The organism is Viridibacillus sp. FSL R5-0888, assembly GCF_038009105.1.
GTDB lineage: Bacteria > Bacillota > Bacilli > Bacillales_A > Planococcaceae > Viridibacillus > Viridibacillus arenosi.
Genome location: NZ_JBBPAU010000001.1, coordinates 1,138,477 through 1,153,346, shown reverse-complemented (window position 1 = coordinate 1,153,346; position 14,870 = coordinate 1,138,477). Strand labels below are relative to the sequence as shown.

14 protein-coding genes are annotated in these 14,870 nt (G+C 34.3%); 3 read left to right on the top strand and 11 right to left on the bottom strand.

The annotated features are described in order from the left end of the window. Positions 1-18 precede the first annotated feature (18 nt). The 8 genes from MKY02_RS05635 to MKY02_RS05600 all read right to left on the bottom strand — a co-directional run bounded on the left by MKY02_RS05635 (position 19) and on the right by MKY02_RS05600 (position 8,209). Positions 19-729 (bottom strand): hypothetical protein, encoded by a 711-nt coding sequence (locus MKY02_RS05635; protein ID WP_076034348.1) that lies wholly within the window; start codon positions 727-729, stop codon positions 19-21. Continuing rightward, on the bottom strand, positions 726-1,313 hold the full coding sequence (locus MKY02_RS05630) for a PilN domain-containing protein (RefSeq protein ID WP_340710785.1): 588 nt from the start codon (positions 1,311-1,313) through the stop codon (positions 726-728). The genes MKY02_RS05635 and MKY02_RS05630 overlap by 4 nt, the downstream gene beginning before the upstream one ends. A gap of 3 nt (positions 1,314-1,316) precedes the next feature. After that, positions 1,317-2,291, bottom strand: coding sequence for a type IV pilus biogenesis protein PilM (gene pilM, locus MKY02_RS05625; RefSeq protein ID WP_340710783.1), 975 nt, complete (start codon positions 2,289-2,291; stop codon positions 1,317-1,319). Between the two features lie 128 nt (positions 2,292-2,419). After that, positions 2,420-2,845: a prepilin-type N-terminal cleavage/methylation domain-containing protein gene (locus MKY02_RS05620; RefSeq protein WP_143691510.1), complete on the bottom strand. Its 426-nt coding sequence runs from the start codon at positions 2,843-2,845 to the stop codon at positions 2,420-2,422. 102 nt (positions 2,846-2,947) lie between these two features. Next, a complete protein-coding gene (locus MKY02_RS05615; protein WP_340710782.1) occupies positions 2,948-4,153 on the bottom strand; it encodes a type II secretion system F family protein in 1,206 nt (401 codons plus the stop codon). Beyond that, on the bottom strand, positions 4,150-5,193 hold the full coding sequence (locus MKY02_RS05610) for a type IV pilus twitching motility protein PilT (RefSeq protein ID WP_076064917.1): 1,044 nt from the start codon (positions 5,191-5,193) through the stop codon (positions 4,150-4,152). Before MKY02_RS05610 ends, MKY02_RS05615 begins: the two co-directional genes overlap by 4 nt. Before the next feature lie 11 nt (positions 5,194-5,204). Continuing rightward, positions 5,205-6,869 carry a GspE/PulE family protein gene (locus tag MKY02_RS05605; protein ID WP_038188330.1) on the bottom strand — a complete coding sequence of 555 codons (1,665 nt, stop codon included), beginning with the start codon at positions 6,867-6,869 and terminating at the stop codon, positions 5,205-5,207. Between the two features lie 23 nt (positions 6,870-6,892). Further along, positions 6,893-8,209: a VanW family protein gene (locus tag MKY02_RS05600; protein WP_076034346.1), complete on the bottom strand. Its 1,317-nt coding sequence runs from the start codon at positions 8,207-8,209 to the stop codon at positions 6,893-6,895. Positions 8,210-8,519: 310 nt separating this feature from the next. On the opposite strand from MKY02_RS05600, the gene MKY02_RS05595 reads away from it, so the two are divergent. From MKY02_RS05595 to MKY02_RS05585, 3 genes are read left to right on the top strand one after another with little or no spacing between them, the layout of a single operon-like run. Continuing rightward, positions 8,520-8,945 carry a type IV pilus modification PilV family protein gene (locus MKY02_RS05595; protein ID WP_076064918.1) on the top strand — a complete coding sequence of 142 codons (426 nt, stop codon included), beginning with the start codon at positions 8,520-8,522 and terminating at the stop codon, positions 8,943-8,945. Between the two features lie 8 nt (positions 8,946-8,953). Next, positions 8,954-9,373 (top strand): type II secretion system protein, encoded by a 420-nt coding sequence (locus MKY02_RS05590; protein WP_162148718.1) that lies wholly within the window; start codon positions 8,954-8,956, stop codon positions 9,371-9,373. Continuing rightward, the gene (locus MKY02_RS05585) at positions 9,373-10,833 is read left to right on the top strand and encodes a DUF7305 domain-containing protein (RefSeq protein WP_038187452.1); all 1,461 of its coding nucleotides are present in this window, start codon (positions 9,373-9,375) and stop codon (positions 10,831-10,833) included. The genes MKY02_RS05590 and MKY02_RS05585 overlap by 1 nt, the downstream gene beginning before the upstream one ends. Positions 10,834-11,120: 287 nt before the next feature. On the opposite strand, the gene MKY02_RS05580 is transcribed toward MKY02_RS05585, so the two are convergent. The 3 genes from MKY02_RS05580 to MKY02_RS05570 form a co-directional block, all read right to left on the bottom strand. Further along, positions 11,121-11,537, bottom strand: coding sequence for a hypothetical protein (locus MKY02_RS05580; RefSeq protein ID WP_340710779.1), 417 nt, complete (start codon positions 11,535-11,537; stop codon positions 11,121-11,123). A 274-nt stretch (positions 11,538-11,811) separates the two neighbouring features. Next, positions 11,812-13,521, bottom strand: a complete 1,710-nt coding sequence (locus tag MKY02_RS05575) for a sensor domain-containing diguanylate cyclase (RefSeq protein ID WP_038187457.1) — start codon at positions 13,519-13,521, stop codon at positions 11,812-11,814. 87 nt (positions 13,522-13,608) lie between these two features. Next, complete coding sequence (locus tag MKY02_RS05570) at positions 13,609-14,862, bottom strand: bifunctional folylpolyglutamate synthase/dihydrofolate synthase (RefSeq protein WP_038187459.1); 1,254 nt, start codon at positions 14,860-14,862, stop codon at positions 13,609-13,611. Positions 14,863-14,870: the final 8 nt, after the last annotated feature.

Below are 14,870 nucleotides of genomic sequence, written 5' to 3'. Positions count from 1 at the left end.
TATCCCTCTTATTATAGTTTATTCTTCTACTGAACCCTCGTAGTAGAATACTGTGAGTTGAACGGTAGCTTCAAGCGCTTCATCTGCCCCTGAACTTTGTACATCTGTATTTGGTATTTCGTACTCAACAGAGTCAATACGCATAATACGAGGCAATACTTCAACTTCCTTTAAAAAAGCTCTTATTTCTTTTTTATCCTTTGCATTAATTGATAGCGTCATTGATATTAGCTTTAATTTTTCTGGTAGACTACTAGATGCAATCGGCGAAACAGGAGTAACCGACGTTTCGCTCTCATCATTACCATTCACATTATCACTACTTGCTTGATTTTGTGGCTCCTTATTTGTTGAGGTTTCTTCCATTTGGATTGTCTCTTTAACTGTCTCATCATAATTATTAAATGTAATATCAATTACATTCGTTTCACTTACTAATTCCACTTGTTCAATAGCATTAATCACATTACTTAAATCACGATCTAACGGTACTTTCGTTTTTAATTCACTCATACTTTTCTCATTAGCTTTTTGTTCTTCCTTCATTATATCAAGCTGTTCATCTAGTGTGGCTGCCTCTTTCTTCATATCCGCGATTTGATATTTCAATGAATTACTTTCCTCCATTTTTGGATATACCGCGTAATAAAAGATAGCGCCTAAGATTGTGATAACAAGTATTCCGATAAGAATATATGCTGATTTCTCATTACTCCCTAAAGAATTCATGGACGTTCTACCTCCGCAAGTAAATCTGAATTACTAATAGCCAATTTAAACTCTGCTGTATAGCGGGGTACTAAATCCTCATCTGAATCGGCGTCATTATACTCGTTTTTTTCTGGTTTGAAAGAAGTTACTTTTTCAATTTGGACATCTGTATATAAATGATCCATTAATAATTTTTGAACATACAGAGATACGTCGTTAAGCGTTTCAAAGTCGATTGTCACCGCAATACCTTCAGCACCGTATTTAATATCCGTAAGCTTTTCGTACGATTCAAGATGCCCTTCTAAACTATCAATAATCGGTGTAACCGGGTATGAAACCGATTCAACAAATTGTACAGATTGTGCAAGTGTACCTTGTGATTGCTTCTGAATATTCGCGATTTGGTCTTTATAACGATCAATTTCTGTTGATAAACCTTGTTGCTCTGAGGACAAAGATTCAACCTCACTTTTTAACGAGAAATATTTCACCCCAATAGCAATAAATAACAAGCAAATGACAGCTACAAATAACCAAAAAAGTAGACTATTTGTCTTTTTTCTTTCTATCTTAGGTAAGAGATTAATATCTGGAATCATACCCTACTCTACCTCCTTTAAGGCTAGTCCAATTAAACTTGATTGTGATGCCTTAAAGTTAGGAAACTTACTAGTAATCACTGAATCTGTTAAAGTATGTACCGGCAAAGTTAATTGACTTTCTAGCATGTCAATGATGTATGGCAGCTCAGGAGAATCTCCTATAACAACAATATTCCCTACGCTCTTTTCACCTTTATTTAAAGAATAGTGATAAAAGTTTAAAATACGATCAATTTCAGATAACGGCTCCATTAATGCTGTTTTATAATTCATCACATCATCACTGTAAGCATAATCAAAAGCATCTTCCGTGTGTTTCGGGTACCATTTACTACGCTCTGTATTAATCGTTTGATAGCGTAAAAATTCGACTTCCCCTTGCGAATAAATTGTTATTGAGAGCTCATTAATAGACCAATCTGTAATTAGCGTAATGCTGTTATGTATATTCGGCATAACCATTTCAAGCAAACGTAGATTAGAAATCGCTTTAATATCCGCTACAACAGGTGATAAGCCAGCATCAGCTAATAGCCCCGTCAACTTCTGAATCTCATCTGCACTCGTAGCAAATAAAGTCGCCTTTCCATCCCCAGCCTGTGCATCATAAATATCAATAAGTGCATCTTCAAATGGTAGATGAATTGAACGACCTAGCTCCATCTCTACATACTCTTTAATCGCTTCTTCTCCCTTTAATTCCTGTGGATGCTCAATTGCCTTCATCATGACTGTACTATCAGGCACAAAAAAGCGTACATTCTGACCTTTAAGTCCATATTTTTTTACTTGCTCCTTTAGTAGCTCAAAAAAAGAAAGCTCATCTTCAATGACACCATCCACCACAATACCTTCATCTAAAGGAATACCTTCTATTGTAGCCTGCTCTAAATCATTTGAACTGACTGCTAACATATGCATTGCATAATCATTATATATAAATGACAGTTGTCGCTTTTTCTTCTTAAATATCATCAGAGTACCTCCCACATCGAAAAGCTTTAATACTTCGGTGGAGAAAGCCGGGAATGCATTAGAAATGCTATGGCTTTCTTCAACGAAAGATTAAAGGGAATACAGCAGTGGAGGCTGCTGTATATCAGTTATTTATTTCCCATATTTTCAATTAATTTGTCGCTCGTTATTACATTTCCTGTAGCAACACCATCTTTATATTTATTATTATTTATTTTTTCTAAAGCAGTATACGTAATAGAGTAACCATTTGTAGTTTTATCAACTTTATCTGCTGCAACAAGAGGATATTTTAACTCATCTACAAAACCTTCTAATTCAACGTTACTACATGAATTATCAGCTCCACACGCCCCATCAGCCATTGCTAATTTTGCCCCAGCTAAAATTGTGGAAGCATCCGCTAAAATTGCCTTGTCTTTTTGATTATTAATTATATTACCAATGGCAGGAATTGCGATAGCAGCGATAATCGCGATAATAACGATTACCGCTAATAGTTCGATTAAAGTCATACCTCTTTCATTTTTTATCATTTTTTTGATCTTATTCATGATAAAACCTCCTTTTTTCGTATATGTAAGTTGATCCTTAGATGTTAGTTGTACTTGCTCGGTTGTCATTTTTCCTTTCACCTCCTTCCAATTAAAAATTCACTAGATTTGTTCATATAAATTAAACATCGGTAGCATAATGGCTGCTACTATAAATCCAACAATAGCTGCTAATAGCAAAATCATTAATGGTTCAATTAAGGATTTCAGCGAATCGACTGTACGATCGACGTCATCCTCGTAAAACTCCGCTATTTTTTCTAGCATATAATCTAAAGAACCCGTTTGCTCTCCGATAGCAACCATTTGCGTTACAAGTGGTGGGAATACCCAGCTTTTCTCTAACGGCTGGGATAGTGGACTCCCTTTTTCTAATGAACTTTTAGATTCACTAATCACTTCTTCTATTACAGGGTTACCGATAATTTTCTCAACAATAGCTAAAGCACTTAATATGGGGACTGAACTACTAAATAAGGTTGATAACGTTCTAGTCATACGAGCAATAGCCGATTTTTGCAGTACTTTTCCGAAAATCGGCATTTTCAGTAGGATATAGTGCGTCATAAAATTAAATTTTTCATTCTTCTTAAATAGAAAAGCAAATCCTCCGATTGCAACTATAGCTACGAGTAAAAATAGCCACCAGAATTTTTTCAAAGCATCGCTAAATGCCAGGACAACCAATGTAATGGCTGGTAGTTCAGCACCAAAACTAGCAAAGGACGCTGTAAATCTTGGGACAAGCCATAGCAGCATAAAAACGGCCACAAAAACGATTAATATAACTAACACAATCGGGTAAGTCATAGCCGATTGAATCTTCTTCTGTAATTTAAACGATTTCTCATAGCTAAAAGCCATTCTATCTAATGTGTCATCTAAATTACCTGTTGCTTCCCCAGCTTTCATCATATTGATAAAGAGCGTCGGAAAAATCTTAGGATATTTTGCTGCTGAGGCAGAAAAAGCAATACCGGAGCGTATATCCTCTTCCACACTAACTAAAACTTTTTTTAGCGCCTTACTAGACGTTTGCGCACTAAGAATCCGTGTTGCTTCTACGATCGATATACCTGCTCGAATCAGCGTTGCAAATTGGCGACAATAAATAACAAAGTCCTCATTTTTCACTCCACTACCAAGCGATAAATCTTTGTGCAAAATACTTTTGGATTCTTCAATTTGTCTAGGATTAATGCCTTGATCTCGCAATTTTTTAACGGCTAATTGCTTGGTGCCAGCTTCAATAGTTCCCTTCTCCGTAGATCCCTTTGATGACCGACCACTATAGCGATAAACTGTCATCCAAATTCACCTGCATTCAAATACGTTTTGGCAATTTCAAAATCTATTATTTTCTTCGCTAAAAGATGTTGAATAGAACTATCAATCGTATGCATGCCAACTGCTCGATTTGTTTGCATGATATTCGGAATTTGATGTACTTTATCATTTCTTATTAAATTAGAAACAGATGGAGTATGTACTAAAATTTCTGTTGCTGCTACTCTACCTGGCTTGTCTATTCGTTTAAACAGTCGCTGTGAAATAATTCCTTGTAACACATTCGCTAGCTGAATACGAATTTGACTTTGCTGATGAGGTGGGAATACGTCGATAATACGGTCAATTGTCGTTGGAGCACTACTTGTATGTAATGTCGCCATGACTAAATGTCCTGTTTCAGCAGCTGTAATTGCTGTTGAAATCGTCTCATGATCACGCATTTCTCCTACTAGAATAATATCTGGATCTTGACGAAGAGCTGAACGTAAACCGTTTGCAAAGCTATTCGTATCTGTTCCTACTTCTCGTTGGTTTACAATCGACATTTTATGTTTATGCAAATATTCAATAGGATCTTCTAGCGTAATAATATGTTTCGCATTATTGGTGTTAATATAGTCAATCATTGCGGCTAAAGTTGTAGATTTACCTGAGCCTGTTGGTCCTGTTACAAGAATGAGCCCCTGGGGTTTACTACATAAATTTTTCAATACTTCCGGCATGCCTAATTGATCGATTGTTGGAATTTCAGATGTAATTTTACGTGCTGCTAATGTACAGCTATTGCGCTGATGATAGGCGTTCATACGGAACCGACATCTTCCAGGGAGTGAGTAGTTGAAATCAACTTCACCTTTTATTTCATATTCCTCCTGACGATGCGGAGGCAGAATTTCTTTTATCATCAGCTCTAAATCATCAGGTGTCAGATTCTCTTCTCCATACGGTTGCAATTGTCCGTTAATCCGATAATGCGGAGGTACACCTACAGTTACATGTAAATCCGAAGCGTCACTGTCGTCCGCATAAATTAGTAATTCTATAATAGATTTTGCCATTTCCTCACATCCTAGTTATCAGTCGCTACACGTAATATTTCTTCTGTCGTTGTAATACCCTCCGCTACCTTTAACAGTCCATCTTCTAATAATGTTCGATAGCCTTTGTTATACATTTGCTTTTTAATCGTTGCAATTCCTGCTTTATTTAGTATCAATTCTTTTATATAATCATCGACTACGAGTATTTCATGAATTGCAAGTCGCCCTCTATATCCCGTCTTATTGCATGACGGGCATCCTTTACCACGCTTTACTTTTTCAACGTGGACATTATGTTTCACAAAAATCTCCTGTTCCTGTATAGATAAGTCATGATACTCACCACAATCACGGCAGACTCGTCTAACAAGACGCTGCGCCACTACTCCGACAACTGATGATGAAATTAAAAACGGCTCAATTCCCATATCAATCAATCTAGAAATAGATTCAACCGCACTATTCGTATGTAATGTACTTAATACTAGGTGCCCAGTTAGAGATGCACGAGTCGCAATTTGCGCTGTTTCTAAATCTCGGATTTCACCTATCATGACGATGTCTGGATCTTGACGTAAAATAGATCTTAAACCAGTAGCAAACGTCAATCCTATTTCTTCACGAACTTGAATTTGATTTACACCATCCATTTGATATTCAACTGGATCCTCAACTGTCACGATATTGACATCTTCACCATTTAGATGATGTAATGTCGCAGATAATGTAGAAGATTTACCGGAACCCGTTGGACCTGTAATAAGTACGATTCCATTCGGTTTAGAAATTATTTTTTTAAAATGCACTAAGTTATTATCTGAAAACCCAAGCTTTCGAATATCTCCGTGTGAATTATTCAAATCCAAAACACGCATAACAACTTTTTCACCATAAATTGTAGGTAACGTAGATAATCGAATATCAATCGGGTGAAGATTAATATTTGCCTTTATTCGCCCATCCTGTGGTAAACGATTTTCTGTAATATTCAAATTCCCCATTATCTTAATACGAGCGATGATCATATTTTGCATATGTTTCGGAAGGGAACGCTCTGTTTTTAATACACCATCTATACGTAATCGAATACGTAGTTCAGTTTCATGTGGGTCAAAGTGAATATCACTCGCTCTTTGAACAACAGCATTCGAGATAATTTGGTTAACTAACTTAACAATAGGAGAATCATCATCAAAAATTTCTACTTCTTCATCCTTTTCTAGTGGGATAAAATCATTCAACGCCGCATCCATTGTCTCCTGTAAATCATAGTATTTAGAAATAGAACGGTATAAATCATCCTTCGTTGCAATACTCGTTTCTATTTGGCAGCCCGTCACCATACGAACTTCTTCTATGGCGAAATAATCCATAGGATCAGCCATAGCAATGAGTAATTTATTCTTTTCACGCGTCAAAGGCATTAATAACGAACGTTTAGCTAATTCTTTTGGTACTAGTTGAATGAGTTCCGGTTCAATTGCATATTGACTGATACTAATATGAGGTACGCCTAATTGGAATTCTAGTACTTCAATTAATAATTGCTCTGTTAGTAAATTTTCTCTGATTAGAAAATCTCCAAGTCTTTCATTTATATTTCTACTCTTTAGAGCATAATCTAACTGCTCCTGAGTAATTGCGTTAGCTTCAACTAATAAATCCCCGAGTCTTTTTCTTTTTACCTTACTCATTTCTCCTTCACCTCTTTGCAACCTTATTTAGAATCACCAGGTGTTACAATATCCCCTGTTTCGGTATAGTAGCTTCCTTCGGGAACAGGACCACCATTTTTACTTTTAGTTGCCTTTTTTCGTTTAGTAGTTGTTGGTTTGCAAACATCTGAGGTATCATCCTCATTACATTCTTCTGAAACTTCTTCTCCACTTGCAGAATTCAAATCAACCGGTGTTTGTTTTGATGAAAGCTCAATAATTTCATTTTGTGGAGCATAGTAATTCTGACTTATTAATTCTGTCTTTTCATTTCCATCATCATTAGTGACTGTACGATAAATTACTAGTTGTAGACCTGATTCTGATTGTTGAGCTATCTCTCTTTCTCCTTCTTCTAAATAAGAAGAATATCGATAAATAGTTCGAGGCTTAACATTTTTTTTATCCTCTTCAAAGACTGACACTTTTGGATTGCCTCGTAGAGAATATAGTTCAATTTTTAATTCACCTGAATTTACTGTAGCAACAATTTTTGCTGGTACTTTACTATGGGATACAAATCGCAAATCTTTTTTAAATATTGGATTAACAACAGCTTCATACCCTGGATTCACATAGGTTGGAATTTCATTAGCTTGATGTCTTTCCAAAATTTCAAAGCTACTTTGTACTACTGCACTATATAAAGCCGATGCTACAATCGTCATTACACTTTCATTGTTAGAAGCATTGGCTATTAGTTCATTAAATGAAACTTCATTTTCCGGCTCAATTATAAAACCATTTAATTGAGCAACAATTTTCGAAATTTCTGCGGTTTGGCTTTCACTCAAAGCTATCGTTTCAAATGAAATTCGTTCAGCTTGATCGATTGATATATCTTTAACTGCAACCTTAATCGGAGAACTCTTCAGATAAGATGCCGCTTCAAGAATTTGAGTAATTAAATTTTCATCTTTTAAATTTGTTTGGTTTTCAATTTTCTCTTTTAAAGTAGGATTTGCTTCTACAATCAAAGACTCATGTACAATACGTTTCTTTTCCCAAAACGCATACCAAGGTTTCTCAATACTAAGTTCATATTGTCTAATAGAGGCATTTATATCGAATTTGAAATCTTCCCCGGTCAATAAAATCTCTTTTTCCCCAACCATTATCAATATTTCGCTACTTTGCCATGTATCAACGGCTGCATTTAACTGTTTTTTCATCTCTTCCTTAGACAAATTCTCTATAGATACATTACCTATAGTAGAACCTTTTGGAGCAGCTAATGCTTTATCCCCGTTATATTCAAATGAAACAAGAAAACCGAATACTAGCAGTGTAATTATTGTAAATTTCGTAAATAACCTCATATTCTAATTCTCCTATTATATTTTTTTGTATATTCGTATATCCTCATCTATAAACTAGATTATAAATAAAAATTATCCTAAAAGATACGACTTTTATCACAATTTAAAATGTTTTTTGTGAATAATTAATGAAAACATATGCTATATATCACAGAAGAAGGTATGATATAAGTGTATAGTTTAATATATAAAACAGGTTATTTGAACCACTTGCATTTTCATATAATTTCTCTTTTAATATTTTATTTTATCTATCACCTCATATTGTTGAAAAATATATTCCATCAATCTTACGAAAGAGGTTTTAAAAATGAAGAAATTCTATAAGATGTTTCATTCAAATGAAAAAGGATTCACACTTATTGAAGTTTTGGCATCTTTCGTTATATTAGTAATTCTACTAACAACATTTTTTACCTTCTTTATCCAAACAGCAAAAACAGGAAAGAGCTCAGAAAATATAGTAGATGCGACTTATATCGCACAGTCAGAAATGGAAAAGGCCTATGCAGTGAGTAAAAAGGAGAGCAATCAAGAAAAAGCCTTAAAAAGTTTAGGCTATACGCTTGAAGCTAATGGGGTTGAATTCATTAAAACAGAAGCTAAAAATACTATTAAATTAAAGCTTAAAAAAAACACAAATGCACCTAATTTAACGAACATAGTTATTACTGTCTATGAGAACAAAGAGGTTACTCCGAAAGCACAAATGGAAAATGTATTCGTATGGAAGTGAGGCAAACAATGAAGAATATAGCAAACAACGAAAAGGGAATTACATTAGTAGAGACACTCGCAGTTATCGTTATATCCGCTTTAGTTGCTACTTTAATATTCAACGTTCAATTGTCTAGTTCTAAACAATACGACAAACAATTAAATAAAAATCAGCAGCTTCATGAGGTTTCATATGTCTTAAAAGTCATTACAAAAGAAATGAGAAAAACAACTGATATTGTCTCTATTAAAGATGGGATAAAAGTAAAAAATGAAGAATATAGATTCGATAAAAGTACAAATGGCATCACGAAAAACAGTGTACCATTCGCTACTAATATTGAAGAATTCTTGGTTGAATACAAAGAAAATTCATGGAATATAAAAATAACAAATCTTGATGGCAAAACTGTTGAAACAAACATAGTCGTTAGGAGTGGAAACTAATGAGAAAATTATATAAACATAACCACACTTTAAAAAATGAAAATGGCTATACACTAATTATCGTCCTTATGGTACTGGTTGTTATGTCGATACTTGGTGTTTCATTGATGAGCGTTACTGCAACAACAATGAAGCAATCTTCAGGTGAACGTACAGATCAATCGGTATACTATATTGCAGAAGCAGGTATTGTACAAAAAAGAGAAGAACTTAATAACAAGGTAAACGATGCTTTCATTTCCACTAAAAATCACTATGAAACTTTAACTACTAAAGAAAAATTAAAGTTTAATTTCACAGACTATTTTTACACTCAAGCTGAGCAAAATATTGCAAGCTCAACAGTCAATCAGTTTAGTAATTATGAAGAACATTTTGGCAAAAAACCGAAATCAACAATAATATTAACAAAAGATAAAGATGACTCTAACAAATACTATATAAAATCAACAGGTGAAATTGGAGGCAAAAAAAGAACAGTAACACAAGAATATATTGTATATTTAGTTGTTGAAACGACTCCAACACCCGAGACATATACACCTAAATATGCAGTCCATGTTAAAAATACTATCTCATTATCAGGAAGCGCTAATATTTATGGGGCAGATATTGCAACCGAATCATCTAATCCCGGGAGTATAGATATTCCTGCGTATTATGGACATAAACCTAAAGCAGATCTTAGCACTCCTATTGATATCGAGTTACCTTCTTTCCCAGAGGATGATTTTAAAAATTTAGAGCAATTGAAATACCCTAATAATGAGCTAGTCAAAAAAAATGACTCCGAAAAGACAAATGTCATACAAAATGGCGATTTATTAATTAATCACTACCTTACTAACAAATACACACTTAATATGACAAATAATATGAAATTTAAAAATATCATACTATCTAGTAACTATTCATTAACGATCAATGTTGGTAATACAGACAAGTCCCTCTTAGTAGACCACTTAAATATTGATAATGGACATATAAACATAATAGGTTCTGGAAAATTAACTATTTATGTGAAAGATAAAATAACTACAAACTCTTCAAGTACAGTAAACAACAATGGGAGTATATCCAAACTAAAAGTGTATTACAAAGGAAATAATGCAATAAACATGGCTGGTGATCAAAGGATCTTTGGATCACTATATGCAAAAAACGCCAATATTAAATTTGGAGGTAGCGGAGGATTCCAAGGGGATATTTATTCTGGAGGAAGTAAAGTTGAATTAGATGGAGCTTCTTCAGCCATTACTAAAGTATTTTTCGCACCAAACGCAGATGTTACTTTATCAGGTAGTGGAAATATTACAGGAGCAGTTATTGCAAAATCTTTTACTGCTTCAGGTGGATCATATGTTCAATATGCTTCCTCTAACCCTATACCTATTGAAACAGTTCCGTCTTATGATGACCCTAAACAATTATCATCTCAAGGAGCTTTAATAGAAGAGTAATATAATAGTAATATAATAGTATTAATTCTTTTAATAAATAACTAAAAAAATTAAGGATATTGTTAAACACAAAAAGGCGTTTCAAAGTTGAAGAATTAACTTTGAAACGCCTTTTTAATTATTCTTTCGCACATTTTCTACAGAAAAATTTATTGGTCTCTTGAACTAAAAACTCATTTGGAATCCATTTAAGGAATCTTCTATAACCTAAATGTTCCTCGTCTCAACTAAAAAAGAATACTAACCACATAGAAAAAGTATTCTACAACCAACTTCAGTAATTAAAATTAATAAGACTTATCCCTACAATAAAAAGTCGTGAGCTTTAATGTCGTTTGAATGGTTTCTTTCAAACCATTTAAAACTTGATCTCCGTTTGGAACTGAAAAGTTTACTTTGTCTATACGGACGATACGATTTAATCTTTCTACTTCTTTTATAAAATCATAGACATCGTCATAATTTGGAGAGATTAGCATTGCATCAAATGTTATACATTCGGGCTTAAGTGAGGACTTTACAGATGCATTTGAACACACGGGAGTTGCATACTGAATTTCTTCTACTTGTTGATTTACTGATGAATGATTAAAGGACAGGTTTTCATCAGTAATTATTGATTCACTACTATGATTCGTTATTCCATCTACTAATTCTTTTCCTGACAAATTATTTAATGAAATGTCTACATCATTTTTAATCACAATATGATCAATCTTCGTGATAGTTAGCTGTTCAATATTCTGGAGTGCACGAAGAACCTTATCTAACTGTCTACTTCCAGGATCTTTGTTTAAAAATTCAAATTGATTGATTTTAGTACATCCTCTCTTTTATATTTCAAGTTTTCATTGCTTATTTTTAAATAGTGTAGAAATGCAGGCATTCATAAGTAAAAAATATTTAACTGATATGTATTCTGCTAATCATTATATGTTGCAATAGCTAAGAGAATTCTAGGAATCTCTTAGCTATTAATTAGGTTTTTAGATACTCCGCTACTCGATTACGCCCTTTTTGTTTAGCTCCTACATACAAAGCCCTATCAGCGTTTCGTATTAATGCCATTGGTTTATCACAATCTTCAGGAGCAGTTGAGACACCAACACTTGTCGTGATTGTGACATGTTCTTTTATATGGCTCAAACTCAAATCGGATCCAATTTCAAATAACTTATGTTGCACATTCATACGAATATCTTCAGCTAAGTGCAGTGCCTCACTTTTAGACATATTGGGAAGTAAAATAACGAATTCCTCACCACCAAATCTAGCTAATAGTCCTTTACTTCCCACTTCTCCCTCTAAAGTACGAGCGAAGTCACATAAAATGCTATTGCCACTTTGATGACCATACGTATCATTAATAAGTTTGAAATGATCAATATCAAGCATTATTAACGAAAGTTGACGTATTTCTCCGTCCATTAATTGTTGCATTTTAACTGTAAGTTGTTCTTCGAAATATCTGTAATTATATAACCCAGTTAAACCACAGCGCTCACTTTTGTTTATTGTCGCCTCAATGTAACGCGACCGCTCCACTGAAACAGCAAAATAAGAACATAGTATATCTAATATACGAATTTTATATTCTTCAAAGAACTTTTTCTTATTAGAAGCTAATAAGAAAACTCCTACCATTTTTTGATTTCTCGAGATTGGCATCATTACTATACTTTGTGTAGCAAAAGGTAAAAAACCTATCCCCATTCCTATCCATTCGGTCTGTTGATTGTAGACAATTGTTTGTTCAGTATTCATTATTTCTTTGATAGGTGTTTTTAAAATATTTTCATGAGAGATATTAACTGCTGTACATACTCCATTTTCATGTGATCTAAGGAATTGTAGCTGACCATTCACTATATCGATAATGTAAGCATGATCTACAGGCATGATTTCAATTGTTTTACCCATAAATAAATCCACAACTTCATCACTCGTTAAGCGATCCCCTAACTGATGGCCAAAATGGGCAGCCAACGATAAGTATTCATTTACTCTTTCTGATGTACTATACATTCTTAAAATCTGAGTCACTATCAAGAATGGCAATCCAAGTAAAACAAATGATATAGGACCCACATATTCCGACAGTAGATATAGTGTTAACCCCATAGGAAAAGTAAATAGCATACTATTATAGTCCCAATAATCATCTTTTGTTAGAAATGGAGCTCTTTTCTTCATAACGATTAAGCTCAATTTCAGTAATACATGATTCACAAATGTATTCATAAATAAGTAAAACATTCCGAATAAGACAATATGAGGAATGTTAAGCGAACCAAATTCTCCACCAATTAAGATAAAAAGTAAACCACTGATGAAAGAGACGAGGAAAAACATTATCGAATTCCAAGGTATACGATATAGACTTAACTTAAGTAACTTTGCACGATATAAAAAGGGAATCAGTGCAATTTGGAATACAATTAATTCTATAAATAAACCATATTTCAAAAAGACCGCTAAGTTTACCCATTGCATAAAAAATAAAGGGACCCCGTTTATAACAAAAGGGAAAATGGCTGTAATGATCGCCAATACTATGAAACCTATTAACTCAGACCAATTAATATAAGTTGGTGGAGGAAAATAGTGGTATACCAAATTTAAACCAATTGGTACAGTTGCCAACCATACTATAAATACGGCCCATCTGAACTTTAGTGACAAATTCACTTCTCACACCTCTCATCGTGAGTATTTATGCCTACTTTTAAGCAATTATAGCAAATCGTTTTACCAAAGTCATCCATTTAAAGAAATTCAATTAAATGTTTCATGCAATATTTTTCGCCATTTTGCTAACAAATATAAGGAACCAGTCATGATAATTACTTCATTCAACAGCAACTTTTGTTGAACAGTAGTCAAAATGTCATATGTTGTCGATTTATTTTCCGCATAACTCATTTTCATAATCTCATCAGCAGCCATCGCACGATCATTCGCTATATTTACAAAAGTAAAGGTAGTACCTACTTTTTCTAATTCTGCTAAAACTCCACGTATATCCTTATCCCCAAGCATGCCCACGATAAAGTGAATGGGTTCATTAGGAAATCGCTCTTGAATCGCATCGACCAAACTTTTAGCACTCGCTGGATTATGTGCCCCGTCAATATAGAGATTCGGTGCAAGTTGTTCAAAGCGACATGCTAACTGAGCACTTTGAATCCCATTTCGAAATGCCTCGACATTTGTTTTTACTCCATTTACTTGTGCAACGATATTAAATGCTGTAATTGCTAGAGCCATATTACTACGCTGATGCAGCCCTGGCATTGTACGTGTTAAGTTCGTGATTCGTACATCATTAGCCATGTATATTTCCGTCGAGTTTTCCTCTGTAACGGTGAAATTTTCATTGTAGACAAGTAATGGTGAGCGAAGTTTTTCCGCTTCTTGTGTAAATATAGCCATCGCTTCAGTTGGTAACACACCTGTCACCACAGGCCTTTGTTTTTTAATAATACCTGCTTTATGCATAGCAATACTTTCTATAGTCGAGCCTAAAAAATTTGTATGCTCTATAGCAATACTAGGTACAACTGACACGATTGGCGTCACAACATTAGTACTATCAAAGCGTCCCCCCATACCACATTCGATAATAGTAATATCAGGTGCTAAGCGCTCGAAAGCTAAAAAGGCTGCTACTGTTAACAGTTCGAAATCTGTTAGCTTTCCATCTAATCCCGCATCCGCCATGATACTAAATACTACATCCATTTCTTCTGGTTTAATGGGTTGTTCATTTAGCTGAATTTGATCGTGTACATCTTCAATACACGGAGACATAAATGTAGCGGTTGACAGTCCATGAGCCTTACTTATATGTTCTATAAAAGTAATTGTTGAGCCTTTGCCATTTGTACCTGCTACATGGACTGCGGATAATTTTTCTTGTGGGTTCCCTACTAATTGCAATGCTTCAGTAATAGCTGTTAACCCTGGCTTTATAGAGGCATCACTACGGACACCCCACTTTTCTTTATAATGATCTAATTTAGGAATCATGTCGGCAC

Bases quoted from the DNA above. Each gene is read 5' to 3' on its own strand.
- MKY02_RS05635 (WP_076034348.1), bottom strand. From the start codon at position 729: ATGAATTCTTTAGGGAGTAATGAGAAATCAGCATATATTCTTATCGGA.
- MKY02_RS05630 (WP_340710785.1), bottom strand. From the start codon at position 1,313: ATGATTCCAGATATTAATCTCTTACCTAAGATAGAAAGAAAAAAGACA.
- pilM (WP_340710783.1), bottom strand. From the start codon at position 2,291: ATGATATTTAAGAAGAAAAAGCGACAACTGTCATTTATATATAATGAT.
- MKY02_RS05620 (WP_143691510.1), bottom strand. From the start codon at position 2,845: ATGAATAAGATCAAAAAAATGATAAAAAATGAAAGAGGTATGACTTTA.
- MKY02_RS05615 (WP_340710782.1), bottom strand. From the start codon at position 4,153: ATGACAGTTTATCGCTATAGTGGTCGGTCATCAAAGGGATCTACGGAG.
- MKY02_RS05610 (WP_076064917.1), bottom strand. From the start codon at position 5,193: ATGGCAAAATCTATTATAGAATTACTAATTTATGCGGACGACAGTGAC.
- MKY02_RS05605 (WP_038188330.1), bottom strand. From the start codon at position 6,869: ATGAGTAAGGTAAAAAGAAAAAGACTCGGGGATTTATTAGTTGAAGCT.
- MKY02_RS05600 (WP_076034346.1), bottom strand. From the start codon at position 8,209: ATGAGGTTATTTACGAAATTTACAATAATTACACTGCTAGTATTCGGT.
- MKY02_RS05595 (WP_076064918.1), top strand. From the start codon at position 8,520: ATGAAGAAATTCTATAAGATGTTTCATTCAAATGAAAAAGGATTCACA.
- MKY02_RS05590 (WP_162148718.1), top strand. From the start codon at position 8,954: ATGAAGAATATAGCAAACAACGAAAAGGGAATTACATTAGTAGAGACA.
- MKY02_RS05585 (WP_038187452.1), top strand. From the start codon at position 9,373: ATGAGAAAATTATATAAACATAACCACACTTTAAAAAATGAAAATGGC.
- MKY02_RS05570 (WP_038187459.1), bottom strand. From the start codon at position 14,862: ATGATTCCTAAATTAGATCATTATAAAGAAAAGTGGGGTGTCCGTAGT.